At 58.8% G+C, this 23,125-nt stretch carries 13 protein-coding genes; 12 read left to right on the forward strand and 1 reads right to left on the reverse strand.

Translation table 11 applies throughout. From position 1 onward, the window contains the following. Position 1: 1 nt before the first annotated feature. The 6 genes from LBW87_RS05580 (at position 2) to LBW87_RS05605 (ending at position 15,114) form a co-directional block, all read left to right on the forward strand. Positions 2-445 (forward strand): hypothetical protein, encoded by a 444-nt coding sequence (locus LBW87_RS05580; RefSeq protein ID WP_225200457.1) that lies wholly within the window; start codon positions 2-4, stop codon positions 443-445. A gap of 173 nt (positions 446-618) precedes the next feature. Continuing rightward, a complete protein-coding gene (locus LBW87_RS05585) occupies positions 619-1,416 on the forward strand; it encodes a hypothetical protein (protein WP_225200458.1) in 798 nt (265 codons plus the stop codon). An 824-nt stretch (positions 1,417-2,240) separates the two neighbouring features. Then, a complete protein-coding gene (locus LBW87_RS05590; RefSeq protein ID WP_225200459.1) occupies positions 2,241-10,037 on the forward strand; it encodes a calcium-binding protein in 7,797 nt (2,598 codons plus the stop codon). A 76-nt stretch (positions 10,038-10,113) separates the two neighbouring features. Beyond that, on the forward strand, positions 10,114-12,315 hold the full coding sequence (locus LBW87_RS05595; protein ID WP_225200460.1) for a type I secretion system permease/ATPase: 2,202 nt from the start codon (positions 10,114-10,116) through the stop codon (positions 12,313-12,315). Then, a complete protein-coding gene (locus LBW87_RS05600; protein ID WP_225200461.1) occupies positions 12,312-13,655 on the forward strand; it encodes an HlyD family type I secretion periplasmic adaptor subunit in 1,344 nt (447 codons plus the stop codon). The genes LBW87_RS05595 and LBW87_RS05600 overlap by 4 nt, the downstream gene beginning before the upstream one ends. Next, complete coding sequence (locus LBW87_RS05605; RefSeq protein WP_225200462.1) at positions 13,645-15,114, forward strand: TolC family protein; 1,470 nt, start codon at positions 13,645-13,647, stop codon at positions 15,112-15,114. The genes LBW87_RS05600 and LBW87_RS05605 overlap by 11 nt, the downstream gene beginning before the upstream one ends. 79 nt (positions 15,115-15,193) lie before the next feature. Here the strand turns inward: LBW87_RS05605 and LBW87_RS05610 are convergent, their stop codons facing one another. Next, positions 15,194-16,129, reverse strand: a complete 936-nt coding sequence (locus tag LBW87_RS05610; protein ID WP_225200463.1) for a LysR family transcriptional regulator — start codon at positions 16,127-16,129, stop codon at positions 15,194-15,196. A gap of 120 nt (positions 16,130-16,249) precedes the next feature. On the opposite strand from LBW87_RS05610, the gene LBW87_RS05615 reads away from it, so the two are divergent. The 6 genes from LBW87_RS05615 (at position 16,250) to LBW87_RS05640 (ending at position 23,039) form a co-directional block, all read left to right on the forward strand. Then, entirely contained in the window at positions 16,250-16,993 is a 744-nt protein-coding gene (locus LBW87_RS05615) for an SDR family oxidoreductase (protein WP_225200464.1), read from the forward strand. A 125-nt stretch (positions 16,994-17,118) separates the two neighbouring features. Next, positions 17,119-19,314, forward strand: a complete 2,196-nt coding sequence (locus tag LBW87_RS05620; protein ID WP_225200465.1) for an OsmC domain/YcaO domain-containing protein — start codon at positions 17,119-17,121, stop codon at positions 19,312-19,314. 184 nt (positions 19,315-19,498) lie between these two features. Further along, entirely contained in the window at positions 19,499-20,155 is a 657-nt protein-coding gene (locus tag LBW87_RS05625; RefSeq protein WP_225200466.1) for a DUF6088 family protein, read from the forward strand. Further along, the gene (locus LBW87_RS05630) at positions 20,148-21,158 is read left to right on the forward strand and encodes a nucleotidyl transferase AbiEii/AbiGii toxin family protein (RefSeq protein ID WP_225200467.1); all 1,011 of its coding nucleotides are present in this window, start codon (positions 20,148-20,150) and stop codon (positions 21,156-21,158) included. The genes LBW87_RS05625 and LBW87_RS05630 overlap by 8 nt, the downstream gene beginning before the upstream one ends. 321 nt (positions 21,159-21,479) lie before the next feature. Beyond that, positions 21,480-22,013, forward strand: coding sequence for a sigma-70 family RNA polymerase sigma factor (locus LBW87_RS05635; protein WP_225200468.1), 534 nt, complete (start codon positions 21,480-21,482; stop codon positions 22,011-22,013). 12 nt (positions 22,014-22,025) lie between these two features. Next, a complete protein-coding gene (locus tag LBW87_RS05640; protein ID WP_225200469.1) occupies positions 22,026-23,039 on the forward strand; it encodes a FecR domain-containing protein in 1,014 nt (337 codons plus the stop codon). Positions 23,040-23,125 lie beyond the last annotated feature (86 nt).

Here is a 23,125-nt window from a genome sequence, read left to right on the forward strand (position 1 = left end):
AATGACAACTAATTCCGTATCGCTTTCTAATGACGCGCTGAGAAAACTGAATGCACAATTCGGGATTCTTTCTGGTGGGGAAATTGCCTTACATGCGCCCATATCAGCTGCTGCCGCATCTCCTTATTTTGCGGGGATGTTAGATACGTTTCTTGTTAAAGGACAGTTTTCTTTCGAGCGAAATCCATCAATTGGAACAGCCTTTAACGGTAGATCGATCTGTAATGACCCAGCCACACCTGCTCACTTTATGCGGCTAATGCAGACAATCGACTCACTGCCTAACTGGCTACAAATTACCGACGCAGGTCAGACGGATATGCTTATGTCAGTCAGATTGCTTTTTCAAAGATTGAAAGCCCGACAGATCCATCAACGAGTCAGGAGTTGGCAGTCCTCCTTAATTGGCCCGACAATTCCAGCCATAGCCGAAAAAATGGAGTGATTTAGTAATGTCTCTTTATCTTCTATGCGGCCTAATCTCGGTCGGGAATATTTAAAATACTAAGAGAGTGCCCTAGAACGAAGGACTATTAGAAATAGTTTATTTAAATGACTATTTCTACAATAAGGCGATTTATGTTCAAAAGTAAGAACTTTCTTAAGGAGGCTGTATTCATGGCACTAATAATTGCAAGTGACTTTGCAGAGGGGCGTGAATTTCCCCCTGAAATGACTGGACATGAAGTCGCGAACGAATTGAGAGTTAGTGCCACCGAAAGTAGATCAGCAGAGGTGGATGAATTCTTGTCTACCATAGAAAGTCCAAGTTCATTCTATGAATTATTACGGAACATGCGGTCGGCCATGGATCGAAATCTCCTCGTCGATCCTTCCTTCTATAGTCGATCAGTGCTGAATGCATCCTTCGGAGAGGTTGTGCAATTGGACTTGTATGACGATAATTTTTTTCGAGATTTTTATGGCGATAGCGAACTTATGCAAATAAAGATCCGAGGGAATTTAGATGTCGTACTCATGGGGGATATTGGTTTCCGATTTGATGTCAGCAATGGGAACCCGGAGTGGGCACGAGCTAAATTTGGAGACGCGCCTTTTTCTCTAAAAAAAAGAGCGCCCGGAAAATTGCATGGCGAGTTTGTTGTCCCTGCCCTTGATAGCAAAGGCGCTATTCCAATTGATGAAATCAGGTCGATTTTTTCGGCGGGAGCCGAAGAGAGTTCCACATATTTCAATGCGATCGAATGGTCTCACGAGGCGAAAAGTCACGCGATGAAAAATACACCCGCGGGTGTGCCTCCTTTTATTGGTTATGCTGCACCAACGAAGCATCCTTTAGGAAACAAGAAATTTGTATTCTCCTTCCGAGATAGGGAGGTTCCGACCTCAGTTACTTGTACCACCATGCCAGATGGATCGTTGATTTCGATTGTCATTGTTCAAGGTGAGAAATAAAGATGGCTGAGAATATTTTGACACCGGACGCGGCCGGTCTTATTTTTCGTAGCTTTGAAGAACCTAAACAAAGTGCTTTACTTATTTCTTATGCAGCGATATCGCCATTATTCTCGTCGCTGTTAAACGAGTTCGTTAGACAGAATGGATCAATCATTATCGGAGAGCCTGGTAAGGGAACAGCTGCTAGACGTGGGGAGAATGGTTTCCCAGTGATTACCATAGATTCTTCGTGGCTCTTGCCGACCAGTTCTGAGCAAAGACCTCCTACAGTTTTTGCAACAACCTTGGCTCATGAATTAGCACATGCGGTGTATGCCAACGGTCTCGGTGCAGGTACGAGGAATCCCGATGAGGCAAAAAATATATCTCGTACAGCTGAGGGAATCGCGCTTACAAATGAGTATATCGTTGCCTTACAACTAAATAGTCCGATGCATTCTGATCGAGGCTCAAATTCGACGAACGGCCCTCTTGCTCCGATTCTTAAAGATTCCCTCCTTGCAAGTCAGATCGATACATCGACGGCTAAATTTTCAGATCTGGCGTCAATTGTTACGCGCGCATCCGACGTGGTCGTGAGGGCAGGAGGTTGGAATAGTACAAATAAACCGTCCGGGTTAAAGTCTCTTAACTATGATGAATATGCCGAAGCTTGGACGATTATTGCGACGTGCACTTCAATTGATCCTAAGAAAATCGATTGGGAAAATGCTACGCGCTCAGCTTTTAACTATACCGTCGTTTCTGATAACCAATGTATGGTTAATAGTCTCTCCGATATCCCTTTGCTACCAGACATGTCGTCGGGGAGACCTGGAAGCATGCGGATCAACGGTACATTGTCCACAGATGGAGCATCAGACTCGATAACGGTATCAGTATTTAATAATTCTGTTTCTGCTGAAGCTACTGTGGCGATTGATGTGATAACGAACCTGGATGGTTCAGTTATTGCAAAATCGCAGAATGGCGAATCTACCATCTCTATTGCACATGGCGGATTAAATTATTACAACGTCGACGATAACGGAAATATTGTCGTTACTGGTGATTGGGGCGGCGCTCTTAGTCATGAAGACTTGACTTTCGTATTCCATGGGGGTGGCGTTATAAGTGCTGTCCTCTACGGGAATTCATTCTTGTCCCTGCCATCAGACGCCCGAATCGTAGTGAATGAGGATGGAATGTCTACTACCTTGCATCAAGGGAGTTTGACTAACAATATTCTGTATTCTGATGGAAAGTTGACACTTGGATTTAGTAATGGAGACGGGACATTTAAGGTCGGCTATCTATCAAATCTGATTAATGATAGCGACACAATAAGCTGGGCTCAGAACGGGAAAATTTTCTCGGGTGGAGATCTTGGAAACTTTATTCTGGATGCATTCGGGCAGGCGTCTGTTGCACTAACCAATTTTGAATCCCAAAAGGTGAGTGGCAGCGATTCCTCCCTGATGGCATCACCAGCAGCTGGCGTCGCGGACGCAATTGCCAACGCCGCATCATCCCGCTATCTTGCTGCACGCCTGGCCCTTGACGCGGTGTCTGATCGCTGGGCTCCTGCATTCCTGAACGGACAGATTACGGCAGGCATGCTGCTCAGCAACAGCTTGTCGGCTGCCATCTGGCAGGCGGCTTCGGTTATCGCTCAGGCCCAATGGCAAGCACGGCAGGCGCAGCCTTCTGTCTTCACCGTCAAAGTGTTGGGTCTCGGAGGCATTGGAAATCCTTCCTATCCCCTCGTTCTCGACCTCACCGGCGCCGGCATCAAGTTGGTGGACCCGTCGCAAAGCAGTGCGACGTTTGACCTCGATGCCAACGGCACGCGCGAGGCGGCCGGTTGGGTGGGCGCCGGAAACGGGATCCTGGTGTTCGACAAGAACGGCAATGGCCGTGTGGACGACGCCAGTGAATGGTTCGGGCAATCTTTTTCGGCGAGTGGCGCTACGCCACCCGCTAACCAGAGCGGTTTCGCAGCGCTGGCAACCCTGGTGCAGGCGGGGGCGACAACTTTCTCGCGCGAGACGGCAGCAATCGACCCCGCCACCGGGAAAAGTTACTTCGACCTGGTCCAGGTATGGGTAGACGCGAACCAGGATGGTGTGACCGATAAAGGCGAGTTGCGCAGCCTGGCCGAGCTGGGCATTGCTTCCATCGATCTGACTGGCACGGTCGATGGCCGCCAGGTGGCCGGCGGAGAGATTGCACTGACCGCGGGATATACCAAGTCGGATGGTACGCGTGGAACGATCGCCGATGTAGGCCTGACCGCTGCCGGAGAGGCGGCGCCGGCAGTCGGGCAGTGGGTGCCTTCAACTGCCGCCTTGCTGTTTGCCGAATATGCTTCGAAAGGCTATGCGGCACTGAGCAAAGGGCAGGCGCAGGGGGCTGCGAATGCACTGGCAGCCAACGCTGTGAATACCGCTGGCGTGATCGGTGCCTTGCAGTCGCGGATGGCCACCCAGCGTTATCTGTCCTGGCAGGGGTATCCGAACATCCTCTTCAAGGTCCGCGACAATAGTCTTATTACTTTCTATGTCGGCGAAGATTCAAGCAAGCAGCTAGGCAGCCGGGCCGGCATCGATGTGCTGGCCTTGCTGCAGGACGGCGGAAGTCTGCAATCTAACGGCGTGGCCACCGCAACGGCGGTGGCTCGCGGCGCCGACGCGATCGTGCAGGCGTATTCAGCGGCGCAGGTCGCCAATGCGACCGGCACGGCCGACGCGCGTAATCGGGCCGATAGCCTGGCCACTACGGCTGCGATGACCTGGGGGCAGGCGATTGCCGCTTACCTGACTGCGGCGGCAACATCAACGCAGTTCACCCAGCGCACTGAAACCGCGCGCATCGAACTCAATGCATTGGTGCCGGTGGCCTATACCTATACTAATAGTTTGCCGGGCGGCTACAGTTATTTCTCTCCGGGCGATGCCAGTTTCGCCGCCGAAGCTTTTGATGGCTTTGCTACTGTTCTGCAATTGCAGAGCAATGTAAAAATTGCGTTGGACGGAGTTTTATCCGCCATCGCGCAATCCGCAGGTTACGGCACCGTCTACGTCGGCCATGCCGGCGAGACGGTGGTCGTTGGAAATGGCTTCAATCTGCTGCTGGCCGGCGGCGGCAGCGAGACCTTCTCCTTGGGTTCCAACGTAGACCACGTGGCGCTTAGCGCCGCCAGCAGCGCAGTCACCGTCAACGGCTTCCAGACGGGCGCCAGCGGCGACCAGATCCAGTTGCTGGGCATTGGCGACAAGGTCAGCGTGCGCGCTATCGCCGGCGGTATCCAGCTGCTGCTTGGCGACGGCCAGCGCTATGTCAACCTGAACGGTGTCAGCGCCAGCAACCTGAGCCTGTTCTCAAACCTGGTCGGTGTGTCGGAGATCTCGTTCGCAGAGTTCAACCAGTCCGGCACCCGCAGCATCGAAGGCCAGCGTCTGTACGACGGTCAGGTGCATATCCGTAAAATCGTCGCATCCAACTACGGCGATACGCTCATCGGTGACAGCGAAGCCTCCACGTTGGTCGGTGGACGTGGCGACGATACGTTCATCGTCAACGGCCGTGGCTATCAGATCGATGGCGGCATTGGCGAGGATCGCGTTTCTTATGACCGCCTCGCCCAGGGCGTGACAGTCAACCTGCAGGCGGGCAACGACAGCCTGGGCAGTTCGCTGTTCCAGATCGAGCAGATCCTGGGCTCCGGCTATCGGGACTACCTGACGGGCGACACACGTAACAACGTCTTCGACGGCGGCCAGGGTTACGACACCATTGCCGGCGGCGGTGGTAACGATGTCTATCTGTTCGGTCGCGGCGACGGTGTTGATACCATCATCAACGGCGTCGACGGCAATGCAGGCGCCAGCTCGGTGCTACGCCTGAAGGCCGGCATCAGCGGTGACCAGTTGTGGTTCAGCCGTGACGGCAATGACCTGGTGGTGCAGGTTCTCGGCGTCAATGATCGCGTGGTGGTGTCGGGATGGTATGCACTGGCCTATCGCAAGCTGGGTGCCATCGAACTGGCTGGCGGAGCGCGACTGAGCGTGGCGGCGGTCGAAAGCCTGGTAACTTCGCTTGCAGCCTACCAGGCCGCGCATGCCGATTTCGATCCGCGTACGGCCCAGGCGCTGCCGGCCGGCGTGTCGGTGGCGAGTTCGTTCTTGTCTGGGCTCGATGTGCCGCAAGTGTCCCAGGCGACCAATGTCAGCCTGGAAGTCCAGCGGGCCTATGCTGCCGGCCGTGCAAACCAGGGGGCGGCTACGGCCAACAACGTCGTCGCATCGATGAATGGCGCCGGTTCTGTGCTGACCAGTTACAACAGCAATGCGCGCTACTGGCGTGGGCAGGTGTCGCCGATAGGTATTCCTGGTGGATATCATCTGTATAGCTATCAAAGCAATCTGACGAGCGACACGATGATAGCTGTTACTGCCAAGAATTTTAACGATCCTAGCCCGTTTACTGGCAGGGGCGCCGACGTTGTCAGTTGGCGTGAACTGGGTGCACTGGAGACCGATCGCCTGTACTTCAACAAAGCCTCGACTGGCGGAATTCCGCCCACGACGACGACCAACATCGTCGAGTGGGCAGTGGGTGTGCCGGACGCGATCATCGCTGACGTGGATGTGGTGACCGCCAACCTCGCGGCCTATGCTTCTGCTGCGCAGAATATCAGCAGCGGCGCCAGTGCACGTCAGGCGGCACTGGCAGCGGCGGTGACGGCCAACGGCAGCAAGACCGTGGCCACGCTGCAGCAGGCGCGGCAAAGCGCGCTGGTGGCAGAGCAGGGATTGAGCAGTGCTCTGTCCGCCTATCAGGCGGTTAATTCCTATCTCGGGCAGATGTCGGCAGCCCTTGGCCGCAACGCTTCACGGCTGGGTGGACTGGTCCCTGCAAATGCCTATTGGTCCGCACCGATGCAGCGGCCCAACGGGACGTGGGTGACGGTGAACTACAGCACCGAATATTCGTTCTACAGCGGTGTCGATGCCAACAAGTATGCTTCGCTGGTGGACGCACAGTCGATGGCGCAAAACTATGTCAACGCTGCCCTGGCGAACCTGGCTTCGTTGAACGGTGTCTTTGCGACCATGGGCGACTGGAGCAATGCGCAATTGGTGAGCCCGGGTGGAACGACCTTTGCCAGCGCAGCAGGCGACCTGCTGCTGAGCATGGGCGGCGGCAGCCATGTCATGTATGGCGGGGCGGCACGCGATACGTTTGCGTTTGTCTCCAGCACCGGTGCGCTGGCCGACGCGGTCAACGGCTTCGAGGCCGGCGCTCTGGGCGACCGCCTTCTGGTCGTGCCTGCAGCTGCACGCACCGCCTATTTCAGTGAAGGCGCTGGAGGCGTTGTGCGGTTGACGTATGACACGGCCAGCGGTGCGGGTACCGGCGTGGTGCAGGTCAATAACGTGACCTATCAGCAGTTCTCGCTCTACGACAACCTGCGCGGCATCGAGACGGCAGACTTCCGCAACATCCAGCATGGCGTCGACATTACCCTGAACACCGTCACGCCACGCGATGCCGACGGCTTCACCCACGTACGCAATATCAGCGGAACAGCCTACGCCGACACCATTGCCGGCGATGCCCAGGACAACATCATCACCGGTGGTGCGGGTAACGATATCCTCATGGGCGGCATCGGCGACGATACATATATCTGGCGCAAAGGCGATGGCAGCGACATCATCCGCGAGCAGGACCAGGGTGTGACTTCCAATAACACGGACGTGCTCAAGCTGGCCGATGTCAATGCGGCGCAGGTCAGCTTCTTGCGACGCGGCAACGACCTGCTGGTGACGATCGTGCCGACCGGTGAGGTCATTACCATCGAAGGCCAGTATGCATCGCTGGAGCAACGGGTCGAAGTGCTGGAGTATGCAGACGGTTCAAGACGTGTCCTGCCGACGGTCAATACATTGCCGACGGGAAGTCTCGATATCACGCTGGGCGCTGCGCTGCTGACCGCCACCACGGCCTTGGCGCAGAACGACGTGCTGACGGCAGTCGCCAATTTTGCCGATACCGATGGCATTGGCGCGCTGCGCGTGCAGTGGTATGCGGATGACATCGCCATCGCAGGCGCTACCGCAATGACGTTTGCACCAGGGCAGGCGCAGGTGGGCAAGAAGATCAGCGTCAAGGTGGAATATACCGATGGCTTCGGCACCGTTGAAAAACTGGGCTCCGTGCAAAGCACCACCGTGGCCAATCGCAACGATGCGCCCACAGGTACGGTGCTGATCAGCGGCACCGTGCTGGAAGGCCAGGCACTCGTGGCCAGTCATACCCTGGGCGATATCGATGGCCTGGGCGCAGTGCATTACCAATGGTTCGCCGATGGCGTGGCCATCGACGGCGCCGCGACCGACACCATAGTGCTCGGCGCAGCGCAGGGTAACAAGAAAATATCGGTGCAGGCTGCTTATGTAGATGGTTTCGGCACCGCCGAAGCGGTGATGTCTGCGCAGACCGTGCAGGTGCCGCATCTGAACCGGCCGGTCACGGGCGTTGTTGCCATGCTGATGGCAGGCCAGATGGTCGATGCCGCCACCGTACTCAAGCAAGGGGATTCACTGCAAGCGCGGGCCAGTCTGGCCGACCCCGATGGCCTGGGTGTGCTGGGTTATCAGTGGTATGCCGACGGACAGGCCATCGTCGGCGCCACCGGTGACAATCTTGTGCTGGCGCAGGGGCAGGTAGGCAAGAAGATCACGGTCGAAGCACGTTACGTGGATGGCTATGGCGCCGCCGAGAAGGTGGCATCGGTAGCCTCGGCGGTTGTTGCCAACGTCAACGATGCGCCGGTGGGCAATGTCACGCTGGTCGGCCGGGCCATGCGCGGCGGCACCTTGTCGGTAAGGCTGGATTTTACCGATGCCGATGGAATCGGCAGCTTGCGCTATCGCTGGTATGCCGATGGTCAGTTGATCACGGGCGAAGCGGCGAGCAGTCTGGTGTTGTCGGGTGGCGTGGCCGGTAAAGCCATCAGCGTTGCGGTGGAATATGAGGACGGGTTCGGCACGACCGAGACCCTGGTGTCTGCGCCAAGTGCCCCGGTCAGCCCCGGTATTGTCGGGACCGAAGGCAATGACATTCTTTATGGAACACCTGGTCAGGATATCCTTGTAGGCCTGGGCGGCAACGATACTTATTACCTTGATGATCCCGATGACCTCATCGTCGAGCAAACCGGTGGTGGCCAGGATATAGCGTATGTCTCCTTCAACTATCGCGTTCCCGAGAATGTGGAAATCGTCATTGCACAGACCGGTGGTGTAACGATATACGGGGGGGCGCAGACGATCAGTTACCAGGCGCGCCATTCTGGGGGCATCATAATGATTGGCAGCCCGGCCGCCGCAATTGCTACCTATGCGCAATCCAGCAATCGGGCAGTTGCCCGCCTTTATGGCGCCAATGAAAGCTATGTATCGACGCCGCAGAACGATGTGCTTGTCGGTATGAAACTGCTCATCGGCAGTCGCTTCAATGACGAGCTGGTCGGCGATGACAACGTCAATTCAATCACCGGAGGTTTGGGCGACGACGTCTTGTGGGGGCGTGGTGGCAATGACAATCTTAGCGGCAACGCTGGCAGCGATACCTATCTCTTCGGACGCGGAGACGGTCAGGATACCGTCAACGATCTTTGGAGTGCGGTGCCTGGCGAGCGCAATGTGGTCAAGTTCCTGGAACAGGTCGCCTATGATCAGCTATGGTTCAGCAGGACAGGGGCGGACCTCGAAATCAGCATCATCGGCACCACCGAAAAGCTCAGGGTAGTCGGGTGGGCGACCACCCCTGGTCAATATCCGATACAGGAATTCCGTACCGCAAATGGCTATATCCTGAGCGCCGAGCGTGTCCAGGCATTGCTCATTGCAATGTCAGGCATGGCGCCACCGCCGCTTGGCACGCTTGATCTCCCGGCGTCTTACCGGGCCAGCCTTGGTGCCGCCATCACTTCCGGCTGGAGGCTTAATCATCAGGCTACCGGCTCCGTCAGGATCGACGGTACGCCCCAAGCTGGACGGACGCTCCTTGCACAGGCCAACGTGCAGGATGCGGACGGAATCGTGCAGGGCCAGGCGGGTAGCTTGTTTTATCAATGGTATGCAGACGGCGATGAAATCGGCGGCGCCATGGGCCAGTCCTATACCTTGACCAGTGCAGATGCGGGCCGCGACATTACCGTGCGGGTGAAGTTCGTGGATGGGATCGGTTCGGGTGAGTCGCTGACGTCGCAGGCGGTGAAAGTGCCAGCGTTCGTCGCCACGGCAGCCATGCGAGCGGCGTCCGACGCAGGCAACGCGTCGCTGGACGGCAGCAACCAGCAGATTGTGCTGCCGGCACTCTCTGTGGTCGAGCTCGGGCTGGACGCACAGGCCCTCAGCGCGGTAGCGGGATGGGACGCAGGTCAAGCCTGGAACTGGCCCGAAACGGTTGCGCGCACCGATACCTTGCCCGGGGAACTGCCGCACATGACGGACGCCGCGCAACTGATCCAGGCAATGGCGGCGTTCGCGCCGGCCGGCGCTGCCAGGAGCAAGCTGCAACTGCATACGCCGCAAGCGGAGGTCATTTCGCTGGCAGCGGCGCATTAAATAACAAAACGGGGAACGACGTGAAGACGCGCCATCGGAAGATGGCGCGTCTTCACGCATGGGGTGAGAGCAAAGAATGATTGAATACCAGGAGCCGGCGCAGCAGGGGCAGGCGGGCGCACACGGCGAGGGTGGCGGTGCCGGTCTGAAGGCACTTCTGATGATGGCCAGCTTCCACGGAATCGCGGCTGACGAGGCCAGGCTCAGGCATCAGTTCGGGCAGGAAGCATTTTCTACGCAGACTATCCTGCTCGCTGCGCGTGAGCTGGGCATGAGCGCGCGTCTGGTCAGGCAGTTGCCGCAGCGACTGGCGCAGGCGCCGCTGCCGGCAATCGGTCTCGGGCGCGACGGCGCCTGGTTTGTACTGGCCAAGGTGGACGCGGCCGATCCGGCCAATGCCCGCGTGCTGGTGCAGTATCCGGGGGAAGCACCGCGCGTGCTGGCGATGGCGCAGTTCCTGTCCGTGTGGAGCGGGGAGTTGATCTTCTTCACCAGCAAGGCCAGTTACCTGGGCGAATTGCGCAAGTTCGACTTCAGCTGGTTCATCCCGGCAGTGGTGAAATACCGTCGGCTGCTGGGAGAAGTGCTGCTGATTTCGCTGGTGCTGCAACTCATCGGGCTGATCACGCCGATGTTCTTCCAGGTGGTGATGGACAAGGTGCTGGTCAACCATGCGCTCAAGACCTTGAATGTAATCGCCATCGGACTGGTGTGCGCCATCGTGTTCGAGGCCTTGCTCACAGGTATCCGCACTTACGTGTTTTCTCGCACCAGCAGCAAGATCGACGTGGAGCTCGGAGCTCGTCTGTTTCAGCATCTTCTCGCGTTGCCTGTCGCTTATTTCCAAGCACGTCGGGTGGGCGATTCCGTTGCCCGGGTACAGGAACTGGAAAACATCAGGTCTTTCCTGACGGGCAACGCCGTCACGCTCGTCCTCGACCTTGCATTTTCGGTAGTCTTCATTGCCGTCATGCTTTGGTACAGCGTCTGGCTGACCTGCATCGTGCTGGCTTCGATTCCGGTCTACCTGCTGTTGTCGCTGACCTTCACGCCGGTGCTGCGCGCGCGCCTGGATGAGAAATTCAATCGCGGGGCGGAGAACCAGTCCTTTCTGGTGGAGACCATCGGCGGTATCGACACGGTCAAGGCGATGGCGGCGGAGCCGCGCTGGCAGCAACGCTGGGAGCGTCAACTGGCTTCCTACGTGAAGGCCGGCCTGGCCGTGAACAACGTGGCGCTGCTGGCTGGCGGAGGCGTCACTCTGGTCAGCAAGCTGGTGACGGCGTTGATCATGTGGTTCGGCGCAACCTATGTCATTGACGGCGACATGACGGTGGGAGAGCTGGTTGCCTTCAATATGCTGTCCGGGCAAGTCGCGGCGCCGATCTTGCGGCTGGCGCAGCTGTGGAATGATTTTCAACAGGTTGGTATTTCCATGAGCCGGTTAGGCGACATTCTGAATGCGCGCACTGAAACCGTCGGCCAGAAGGCCCATCTGCCGCGCGTTGTCGGGCAGATCGAATTTGATCGCGTGAGTTTTCGCTATCGTGCCGATGCAGCAGAAGTCCTGCGCGAAGTGAGCATCAAGATCATGCCCGGGGAAGTCATTGGCATCGTCGGGAGATCGGGCTCCGGCAAGAGCACGCTGACCCGGCTGGCACAGCGGCTTTATGTGCCGGAGCGCGGACGGGTGCTGGTTGATGGCCAGGATATCGCCGTTATCGACACCGCTTCGCTGCGCCGGCAGGTGGGGGTGGTATTGCAAGAAAACATGCTGTTCAACCGCTCGATCCGGGACAATATTGCGGTGAGCAATCCAGCCATGTCGCTGGAAGCCGTGATCCAGGCTGCGACGCTGGCCGGGGCCCACGAGTTCATCTGCGAATTGCCGGAGGCCTACGACACCATCGTGGGTGAACACGGCACCGGACTGTCAGGCGGACAGCGCCAGCGCGTGGCGATTGCGCGCGCCCTGGTGGGGGATCCACGAATCCTGATCTTCGACGAGGCTACCAGCGCGCTGGACTACGAGTCGGAAAAGATCGTCCAGGACAACATGCGCGCCATCTGCCGCGGGCGCACGGTGCTGATCATTGCGCACCGGCTTTCGGCGGTGCGGGACGCCAACCGGATTGTCGTCATGGATCGCGGGCAAGTTGCCGAGATAGGATCGCATGACGAGTTGGTGGCGATGCCGGCCGGCATCTATCGGCACCTGTACCAGTTGCAGCAGGGCGTGCGTACCGCGCCGCTGGACGCTGTGGGAGTTGCCGGATGAGCTTGCGATACCGTGTGGCTGCGATCGGCCATTTGCTGCGGCACTATGGCGAGGTATTCGTTCACTATTGGCGTCGGCGGCAGTCGATGGACCGTGCCCCGCTGACTTCATCCGAGGCTGAATTCTTGCCTGCGGCGCTGGCGTTGCAGGAGCAGCCGATTTCTTCCACTGCCAGGATCACCGCGCGCGTGCTCATGGCCTTGCTTGCCTGCGCGTTGCTGTGGTCCATTTTTGGCAGAATGGACATCATCGTCAACGCTGGCGGCAAGCTCATTCCTTCTGGCTATACCAAGACCATTACGTCGGTGGATGTGGCTGCGGTCAAAACTCTGCATGTCTTCGAGGGAAAACAAGTGCAACAAGGAGACTTGCTTCTTGAGCTGGATAGCAGCGCACCGGACGCCGAACACGACAGGGCAGCAGGCGAGCGCAGCGCAGCATTGATGCAGGCGGCCCGGGCTCAGGCCCTATTGCGCGCCATTGCCACACGAAGCGCGCCGCTCCTGCCGCCGACGCACGGTGTCGATAAGCTATTGCGGCAAGCTGCTCAGGCGCATGTGGAAGGACAATATGCCGATTTCAATGCGCGTCTGTCGCGTATCGATAGCGATATCGGGCGTTTCGCAGCGGCGTTGCCGCTGGCAGTACGGCGTGCTGAAGACTACAGGATTCTGGCTGCAGATCATGATGTGCCCATCCACGCATGGATGGAGAAGGAGCAGGCGCGCATGGATCTGCAGGGGCAGTTGAACAACGCCAGGGCGGAGCGGGCAGTATTGGTGGCACAGGTCAAGAAGGAAGCCTACGATGCCTTGACCGAAGGCGAGAAGGCCGCCGCATCCAGCCAGCAGGAAGCGCTGCGCGCGGGCAGTCATAGCCGCTTGCTGCAATTGCGGGCGCCCGTCAGCGGCACGGTGCAACAACTGGTGGTGCATACGCAAGGAAGTGCGGTGCCGTCGGCTCAGCCCTTGATGTTGATCGTGCCGCGCCAGGGTGGGGTGGAAGTGGAAGCCTTCCTGGAGAACAAGGACGTGGGGTTCGTACAAGAAGGGCAGGCTGCCATGATCAAGGTGGATGCTTTCGAGTACACGAAGTATGGCGTGGTGCCAGCGGTGGTCACCAATGTTTCGCGCGACGCCATTCAGGATGAAAAACGTGGCCTTATCTATGCGGTGAAGATGAAACTGGAGCGTCCCGAGATCCAGATCGGCGACAGGCTGGTGGCGCTGGCGCCGGGCATGTCGGTCAGTGCGGAAATTCGGACAGGAACGCGCCGCGTCATCGAATACGTCTTGTCTCCTTTGCTGCAGCATCAGAGGGAGGCGTTAAGTGAACGTTAGCCGTGCGATCATAAAACGTTGTTTCCCGCTTGGTGCAGTGCTGCTGATATCGTTGCTCTCTTACGCTGTTTCCGGGGCTTCCCATGCGCTGGATTTATCGTGGTCCGATCCTCTGTTATCAGAACCACCGGAAATGAAAGAAGGAGCGTTGGGCTCCTATGGCAGCTCCAGAATGTCGTGCCCGGAGAGTCGGGATGAAAAGGCCGAACTGGCGTTGATCGAGGCCATCGATCTGGCTCTTTGTCGCAACGCCAAGATAGCCGCCGCCTGGGCAGACATGAAAACCCAGGCGGCCGCGCTGGGCGAGGCGCGTGCGGCGTATCTACCGACGATGGCAGGAACCTTGAGCCGGGTGCACGACAGAACCAATTATCCGGGCTCCCGATTCGCATCGTCCGATATCCAGAGCAACACGGCGTATATCAATCTGACCTGGCGCCTGCTGGATTTCGGCGGACGTGACGCCAATCATCGGGCAGCTCGGGCGTCACTGGATGCTGCGCTGGCATCTTATGACGCCACGGTGCAAAAGACTCTTTCCAGTGTTATCGAAGTCTATTTCGAAACCCGCCGCAGCTACTTCAGCTGGAAGATGTTCGGCCAAACGGAAGAGGCTGCGCAAAAGACCTGGCTTGCAGCGCAGCGCCGGGAGGCGGGCGGATTCGGCGCCAGAAGCGATACCTTGCAAGCCAGGGCGGCGCTGGCCAAGGCCAGCCTGAGCAAAATCAGGGCGGAAGGAGAGTTCAAGAAAAGCCAGGCGACGCTTTTCTACCATACCGGCTTGCCGGCGCACTCCGGATTGATGTTTGCGCCAGAGCTGCCGTTGCACAATGTCATGCCCAGGCAGACGCTGGATCAATGGTTAGTGGAGGTGCAGGCGCACCATCCGGCCATCGTGGCGGCGCAATTGCAGCTCGATGCTGCGCGCGAGCGCATCCACGTGGCGCGCTCGGAGGGCGCTCCTACCGTTGACCTGACCGGCAGCATCTATCAGAACGGACGCCCCGGCCAAGGGGTGACGCCTACTAATACACGCGAAGTCGTGGTCGGCGTGGTGCTCAATATCCCTATCTTCGATGGATTTTCCCGTACCTACAAGATACGAGGCGCAATGGCCCAAGAAGAACTAAAGGCACAGGAACTGGTGGAGGCGGGCCGTCAGGTGACGGCCGATGCAATAAGGGCGCATGCCGATGCTACCGCCGCATGGAGTAATTTGGAAATGTCGGTCACGTTGCGAGCAGCCGCCGAGGATGCATTGGCCAGCGTGCAGCGCAAGTTCGAACGTGGCGCTGCGGATATCGTCGAGGTGCTTGCGAGTCAATCGGCCATGATCGATGCCCAGCAGGAGAGTCTGCGTTGCGTAAATGAATGGATGACAGCGCGCTTGCGCCTGCTGACATTCTCGGGTGCATGGAAAAAGCAAGAGCTTCGAGAGACGGTGAATCAGTTGAATTGATGCAGATTTGAGTGCCGAGTAACTGTCTCCTGGGATGATGCCGCCGGGGCGCCGAGCGTACCGTGCTGCTGATGGCGCGCTACGGTTTCTGAACGGTGGGCGGCGCCTTGGCGGGCGCGCCAAACCGTTCTTCATAAATCCTTGCCAGCCAGTCGATGAACACCCGTACCCGCGGCGACAGCTGGCGGTGATACGGATAGAGCGCTGCCAGCGGCATGTCCGGACTCTTCCATTGATCCAGCACCTCGACCAGGCGGCCAGCGCGCAGATGGTCTTCGACGCGGTAGCGCGGCAACTGGACCAGGCCGCATCCACGCAGTGCGCATACGCTGTAGTTCTCGGCATCATTGGTGGCCATCCAGCCCCCCGCCATGTAGCTGCGGGTTTCGCCATCCACGACCAGGTCAAGTCCGTAGTGCACCGTATTGCCGCTCGAGAAAAAGCCCACCGCCTGATGGCTCTGCAGCTCATCGGGATGCCCTGGCATGCCGAAGCGGGTCAGGTAGTCGGGACTGGCGCAGATCAGCTGCGGCATCGATGTCAGGCGGCGGGCCACCAGCGTCGAATCCTTTGGGATGCCGGCGCGGATGACGCAATCGACGCCTTCGCGCACCAGATCGATCAGGCGGTCGCCGCTGCTGACCACCAGGTTGATGCCGGGATAGCGATGGCGGAAGTCGTCGATCCTCGGCAGCACGATGTGGGCAGCATGCACGCTGGACATATCCACCCGCAGCGTGCCGCGCGGGTTGGCGGCGACATGCTGCAGCGAGCTCTCGGCGTCGTCCAGTTCGTTGAGCACCTGGACGCAGCGCTCATAGAACGCCTGCCCGTCCAGCGTCGGGCGTACCTGGCGCGTGGTGCGGTCGAGCAGCCGCGTGCTCAGCCTGGCCTCCAGTTGCTTGATGGCATGGGTGGCCGTGGCGCGGGGAATCTCCAGCGCGGCTGCGGCGCGGCTGAAGCTGCCCAGTTCGACGATGCGGGTGAAGAGTTGCAGGGAGTCGAAGCGATCCATCGAGTCGATTGTTGTGTTTGGTTGGATTTATATGACAATTTAGTATTATTTATTTCTAACCAATAAACAACAATAATGTGCTCCACGGGTACTTCGCCCTCTCTTGATAAGGAGCACAGCATGAATGCACATCACCCCTCCAAGGTCGCCATCGTCACCGGCGGCTCGCGCGGCATCGGCCAGGCCATTTCACAGCGCCTGGCGGCCGACGGGTTCGCCGTCGTCGTCAACTATGCCGGCAATGTCGCCCGGGCACACGAAACGGTCGCGGCCATCGAAGCGGCAGGCGGCCGTGCCATCGCCATCCAGGGCGATGTCGCCAGCCCGGCTGACGTGAAGGCGTTGTTCGAGGGCGCCAAGCAGGCCTATGGCCGCATCGATGTCGTCGTCAACAGCGCAGGCATCATGCCGATGACGCCGATTAACGAGGCTGGTCTGGCCGATTTCGACAAGGTCATCGCCACCAATCTGCGCGGCGCTTTCCTGGTGCTGGGCCAGGCGGCGGCGCACCTGGGCGAGGGCGGTCGCATCATCGCGCTATCCACCAGCGTGATCGCCAAGTCGTTCCCATCCTACGGCCCTTATATCGCCTCCAAGGCTGGCGTCGAGGGCCTGGTCCACGTGCTGGCCAACGAACTGCGCGGCCGCAACATCACCGTCAATGCCGTCGCCCCGGGCCCCACCGGCACCGACCTGTTCTTCGACGGCAAGACCCCGGAGCAGATCGCGCAGATCACCAACCTGGCGCCGCTGCAGCGCCTGGGTAGCCCGCAGGATATCGCCGGCGTGGTGTCTTTCCTGGCCGGTCCGGACGGCGCATGGGTCAACTCGCAGGTGGTGCGCGCCAACGGCGGCTTTGCTTGATGCTGGCGTGGGTTTAGGTGGCCTGTTGACGATGGAGTGGGATAAACTAGCGAGTTCGCTGCACGGTTCGCGGTTTGATCAAACAGTGACCACATCATTGTCAGCACCACTTCTGGAATCCCCCCATGGAAATCAAAGTCAACTTCCTCGACAAGCTGCGCCTCGAAGCCAAGTTCGATGACTTCACCGTCATTGCCGACCAGCCTATCCGTTATAAAGGCGATGGCTCGGCGCCGGGACCGTTCGATTATTTTCTGGCTTCGTCAGCCCTGTGTGCCGCTTACTTCGTGAAGTTGTACTGCAATACACGCAATATCCCGACCGAAAACATCCGCCTGTCGCAAAACAACATCGTCGATCCGGAAAACCGCTACAAGCAGATCTTCAAGATCCAGGTCGAGCTGCCGGCCGATATTGCCGAAGTGGACCGGCGCGGTATCCTGCGTTCGATCGAGCGCTGTACGGTCAAGAAGGTGGTGCAGGAGGGGCCCGACTTTGTCATCGAAGAGGTCGAGAACCTGGATGCCGACGCCCAGGCGCTGCTGGCCTTGACGCCGGCGGCCGACGCCAGCACCTTCATCGCCGGCAAGGACCTGCCGCTGGAGCAGACCATTGCCAACATGTCCGGCCTGCTGGCGGGGCTGGGCATGAAGATCGAGATCGCTTCGTGGCGCAATATCGTGCCTAATGTATGGTCGCTGCATATCCGCGATGCGCATTCGCCGATGTGCTTCACCAACGGCAAGGGAGCGACCAAGGAAAGCGCGCTGGCATCGGCCCTGGGCGAATTCATCGAACGCCTCAATTGCAATCACTTCTATGGCGGCGCGTTCTGGGGTGAGGAAATCGCCAATGCGGCCTTTGTTCATTATCCCGACGAGCGCTGGTTCAAGCCCGGCCCTGGCGACGCGTTGCCGGCTGAAATCCTGGATGAGTATTGCCGCGACATCTATAACCCCGACGGCGAGTTGTTGGCATCGCACCTGGTCGACACCAACTCCGGCAATGCCGAGCGTGGCATCTGTTCGCTGCCGTTTGTCCGGCAGTCGGATGGCGAGGTGGTGTATTTCCCCTCCAATCTGGTCGAGAACCTGTACGTCAGCAACGGCATGAGCGCCGGCAACACCCTGGCTGAGGCCCAGGTGCAATGCCTTTCCGAAATTTTCGAGCGGGCGGTAAAGCGCGAAATCCTGGAGGGTGAAATGGCATTGCCCGATGTGCCGCAGGAGGTGCTGGCGAAATATCCGGGCATCGTGGCCGGGATCAAGGCGCTGGAAGAGCAGGGCTTTCCGGTGCTGGTCAAGGATGCCTCGCTGGGCGGGACCTATCCGGTGATGTGCGTGACCCTGATGAATCCGCGCACGGGCGGCGTGTTTGCCTCGTTCGGCGCCCATCCGAGCTTCGAGGTGGCGCTCGAACGCAGCCTGACCGAATTGCTGCAGGGACGCAGCTTCGAGGGGCTCAACGATTTGCCGCAGCCGACCTTCGTCAGCAACGCCGTGACCGAACCGAATAACTTCGTCGAGCACTTCATCGACTCCAGCGGCATCGTGTCGTGGCGCTTTTTCAGTGCCAAGTCGACTGTCGAGTTTGTCGAGTGGGATTTCTCGGGCCAGGGCGAAAACTCCAACGTCGAGGAGGCCGCGACCCTGTTCGGCATTCTCGACGACATGGGCAAGCAGAGCTACATGGCCGTATATGACCAGCTAGGCGCCACCGCCTGCCGCATCCTGGTGCCGGATTATTCGGAAGTCTATCCGGTAGACGACCTGATCTGGGACAACACCAACAAGTCCCTGCTGTTCCGTTCGGACGTGCTGAACCTGCATCGCCTGGATGACGACAGCCTGGCAGCGTTGCTGGAGCGGCTGGAAAACAGCGAGCTGGACGAGTATTCCGACATTGCCACTCTGATCGGCGTCGAATTTGACGAGAATACCGACTGGGGTCAGTTGACCGTGCTCGAATTGAAGCTGCTGATCCAGTTGGCCTTGAAGCAGTTCGAAGAGGCGCATGAGTCGGTCGGCGCCTTCCTGCAATACAACGATAACTCGGTCGAGCGCGGCTTGTTCTACCAGGCCTTGAATGTGGTGCTCGAAGTGCTGCTGGATGACGATCTTGAACTGGACGACTACGAAGTCAACTTCCGGCGCATGTTCGGTAATGCCCGCATGGATGCGGCCATGGGCTCGGTGGACGGCAGCGTGCGGTTCTTCGGGTTGACGCCGACCAGCATGCAGCTGGAAGGACTCGACCGCCACCATCGGCTGATCGACAGCTACCGCAAGTTGCATGCGGCGCGGGCCAGGGCGGCGGCGTGAAGTAATTTTTTGAGATATTTCGATTAAAACCGATTAAAACTTTAACAATCGATTTCGATAGATTGATAGGCCATGATTTGCCGGTAGTATCGGCAGCCGTGAGCAAGAGATTGTAAACCCGCGATATTCGCGGGTTTTTTTTCGTCCCTACGCACGCTAGCCAGACGCCGGGATCATTGCATGAATGCAACTTGACAAGTGTCAGAAGTTTTCGCAAAATACTACCAAACAGGAGTATATCGTGACGCTAACTATTGCCAGGCAAATACTGAAGTACGCAACTGGATTGCCAGAGGGCACTCCTTTGGTTGCCAAGGAGCTGCTGCATTTCGGTGCTCGGGCTGCGGTCGACCAGGTGCTGTCACGGTTGGCGAAACGTGGCGCCCTGTTACGTGCCGCGCGAGGGATTTACCTTTTGCCGGTGAATGGGCGTTTCGGTCGGCATGCGCCTTCTGCCGACAAGACGGTGGAGGGGGTTGCCAACTTGCGGGGTGAAACCATCGTCTCTCATGGCGCTGCGGCAGCCAATTCGCTGGGGCTCACCACCCAAGTGCCCATGAAGGCCATTTATCTGACGTCCGGGCGCAATCGGCGTCTGAAGGTGGGGGCGCAGACGGTTGAATTCCGGCATGCGCCCATTTGGCAGTTGATCTTGCCGGGACGTCGCGCAGGGGAGGTGCTCCGGGCACTTGCGTGGTTGGGGCCTGAAAAAGCGGGTGAAGCATTGCATAAACTGCGCTCCAGGCTGCAGGCGAGCGAGCTTGAAGAAGTTGCGTCGACACGCGCCCGTTTGCCGACCTGGCTGGCGCAGGAAGTCAGTGTTCTGGTGGCGCATGGCTGATTTTTTCGATCTCCCGAAGAGTGAGCGGCTGGAAGCGTTGAATGCGGCGGCCAGCAGTTCTGGTCGTCTGCCTCACTTGCTAGAAAAAGATATCTGGGTGGTGTGGTCCCTGCAGCATCTGTTCAGCGGCCCGCACGCCAATCATCTGGTGTTCAAGGGCGGCACATCCCTGTCGAAGGCCTACGGCGTCATCACCCGGTTTTCGGAAGATGTGGACCTGACCTATGATATTCGCGTCATTGCGGCTGATCTGATCGGTGACGCCGACGTTCCTTTTCCCGCCAGCAAGAGCCAGGAAAAGAAATGGAGCAAAGAGATTCGTGCTCGCCTGGCGGAATGGGTTGTCCGGGAAATTGCACCGAAAATCAGGCAGGAGCTTGAAAACCGTTCCCTGCCTGCATCGGTGCGAACGGAGGACGACAAGGTCTATATCGAATACCAGCCTCTGGCCGCAGGTACCGGTTATGTCGCGCCCAGGGTCATGCTGGAGTTCGGTGCACGCTCAACAGGCGAGCCTAGCGAAGCTCGTTCCATTGTCTGCGATGCGGCCGAGTATTTGCCTATGCTGGCGTTTCCTGTGGCGACTGCACGCGTCATGCGAGCTGAGCGCACCTTCTGGGAGAAGGCCACGGCGATCCACGTCTTCTGTGCCCAAGGTGCTTTCCGGGGTGGCGAGCGTTTTGCCCGGCATTGGCATGATGTGACCCGCCTCGATGCGGCAGGATTCGTTGAACTGGCCCTGGCTGACGTAGCACTTGGCCAGGCAGTGGCTGATCATAAGAGCATTTTCTTCGCTGAGAAATCGGCGCAGGGTGAGTTGATCGATTATCACGCGGCAGTGTCAGGTCGTTTGCGACTGTTACCGGATGCCGGCGCTTTGATTACGCTTGCGGCCGATTATCAGCATATGGTCGACGATGGGCTGTTTCTCGACGATGCTGAACCGTTTGAGGCCTTATTGGAGCGTTGCCGTGCCATTGAAAGAAAGGCAAATGCCGCATAGTTGTGCTGTCATGACGCTTCTCTAATTTCAGCGCTGTCATTCATTGACGGGCTGAGCAGTTCTTGTCCGTCCAAAACTCTTCTCGAATCACCGGAAAACCCACAAAGTCCCTCTGCTCACTCCATGATCCTCGGCGCCATTTGACGCCTGCCACCTGGTCATTCGACCGGACTGGCACGATGCGCTAAACCCGCCGATACCGCTGCCAGCGGAGACGCGGCGGCGTTGACGTTGATGAAATGACAATCGTTCTGAATCGAATAATCTCGCATATAATAACGATTCTTATTTGATATCGATTGTCATTCACATCTTTACAGCATGAGCGCATACGCACTCGACAACCCGTCCAGCGACCTGCTGCACCGCATGTACAGCGGTCATCACGGCTGGCTGGTGCAATGGCTGCAGCGCAAGCTCGGCAATAGCGGCGATGCGGCCGATGTGGCCCAGGACACCTACGTCCGGGTGGCTACTGCCAGTGCCGTGCCTGATCCGGACCTGGCGCGTCCCTATCTGGTCCAGATCGCCAAGAACCTGGTGATCGACCTGGTGCGGCGTCGCAAGCTCGAGGCGGCCTATCTGGACGCGCTGGCTGCGATGCCCGAGGCAGTCGCGCCATCGCAGGAAGACAACCTGTCGGTGCTGCAGTTGCTCAACGCGCTGGATTCGGCACTGGCCGCCTTGCCCGCCAAGGTCAGTGAAACCTTCTTCATGTCGCAGTTCGACGGTATGACCTACAGCGCCATCGCCGAAACCCTCGGCATCGCCGTGGCCACGGTGCGCAAGCACATGCTCACGGCGACCCGCAGTTGCCTGGCCGTGCTGGCCGAATCCGGCATCGTGGTGGGCTGATTGCCGATGACGATGCACCGCCCGCTCCAGGCCGCCACGCCCTTGCTCTGCGTCGACGACGCCGCCAGGGAGCAAGCGCTTGACTGGTTCGTCACGCTGTCTTCGGGCGAAGTGTCTGCCAGCGAACGCGCCGACTTCGCGCGCTGGCTGGCGGCGTGTCCCAGCCATTGCCAGGCCTGGGATGGCTTGCGAGGTTTTCGCGAGATGTTGCAAGGCATGCCAGGCAGTGCCGCCGGGGCGGCGCTGCGGGGTGGTGCGACGCGGCCACGGGTGGGACGCCGTCAGGTTCTGGGCGCCTTGGCCGCGCTGGCATGCGGCGCGGTGCTTTACTCCCGACGTGACGATCTGCTGCAATTGGCGGCGGACGAACGCACGGCCGTCGGCCAGCAGCGCACGCTGCACTTGCCCGATGGCAGCCGCCTGGTGCTCGACACCGCCAGTGCCGTCGACATCCGTTTCGACGGCGAGGTGCGACGACTGATCCTGCGTCGCGGCGCGATCATGGTGCAAACCGCGCATTCGGCCCAGTGGAGCGGCCAACCCTTCGTGGTCGACACCGCAGTGGGCAGCCTGCGCGCGCTGGGTACCCGTTTTACGGTGCGGCAGCTGCCAGGCAATTGGTGGGGCAATCCCGGCCGGGTCGCTGTCGCCGTGACCGCCGGGGCCGTGCGCATCAGCCCCGCACGCGACCCCGATGCCTCCCTGGTACTGGGCGCAGGGCGTCAGGCATCGTTTGATGCCGCCGCAGTGGCGACACCGACGTCGCTGGATATCAATGCCCAGGCCTGGGCCGATGGCTTGCTGATCGTGCGCGACCGGCCGCTGGGTGAATTCATTAGTGAATTGGCGCGCTACCGTTCGGGCAGGCTCGATTGCGACGCGACGGCTGCCCGGTTGCGTGTCACCGGCGTATTCCCGCTGGATGACAGTGAGCGGATTCTTGATGCGCTCGAGAGCGCCTTGCCGATCAAGGTGCGGCGTCATACCCGTTACTGGGTCACGCTGGTGGCTGATTCAAAAAAATAATCAGCGTTGCCGTAGCACTTTTGTCTTCTCGTTCGTCATGGAGGTGAAGCACACATTCACCAAACGTCTAACGAGGACCGATAATA

Origin of the sequence: Herbaspirillum sp. alder98 (assembly GCF_020179755.1) — a bacterium.
In the GTDB taxonomy this organism is placed as follows: Bacteria; Pseudomonadota; Gammaproteobacteria; order Burkholderiales; family Burkholderiaceae_D; genus Herbaspirillum.

Bases quoted from the DNA above. Each gene is read 5' to 3' on its own strand.
- LBW87_RS05595 (WP_225200460.1), top strand. From the start codon at position 10,114: ATGATTGAATACCAGGAGCCGGCGCAGCAGGGGCAGGCGGGCGCACAC.
- LBW87_RS05580 (WP_225200457.1), top strand. From the start codon at position 2: ATGACAACTAATTCCGTATCGCTTTCTAATGACGCGCTGAGAAAACTG.
- LBW87_RS05615 (WP_225200464.1), top strand. From the start codon at position 16,250: ATGAATGCACATCACCCCTCCAAGGTCGCCATCGTCACCGGCGGCTCG.
- LBW87_RS05620 (WP_225200465.1), top strand. From the start codon at position 17,119: ATGGAAATCAAAGTCAACTTCCTCGACAAGCTGCGCCTCGAAGCCAAG.
- LBW87_RS05630 (WP_225200467.1), top strand. From the start codon at position 20,148: ATGGCTGATTTTTTCGATCTCCCGAAGAGTGAGCGGCTGGAAGCGTTG.
- LBW87_RS05640 (WP_225200469.1), top strand. From the start codon at position 22,026: ATGCACCGCCCGCTCCAGGCCGCCACGCCCTTGCTCTGCGTCGACGAC.
- LBW87_RS05635 (WP_225200468.1), top strand. From the start codon at position 21,480: ATGAGCGCATACGCACTCGACAACCCGTCCAGCGACCTGCTGCACCGC.
- LBW87_RS05600 (WP_225200461.1), top strand. From the start codon at position 12,312: ATGAGCTTGCGATACCGTGTGGCTGCGATCGGCCATTTGCTGCGGCAC.
- LBW87_RS05585 (WP_225200458.1), top strand. From the start codon at position 619: ATGGCACTAATAATTGCAAGTGACTTTGCAGAGGGGCGTGAATTTCCC.
- LBW87_RS05590 (WP_225200459.1), top strand. From the start codon at position 2,241: ATGCGGATCAACGGTACATTGTCCACAGATGGAGCATCAGACTCGATA.
- LBW87_RS05625 (WP_225200466.1), top strand. From the start codon at position 19,499: ATGCAACTTGACAAGTGTCAGAAGTTTTCGCAAAATACTACCAAACAG.
- LBW87_RS05610 (WP_225200463.1), bottom strand. From the start codon at position 16,129: ATGGATCGCTTCGACTCCCTGCAACTCTTCACCCGCATCGTCGAACTG.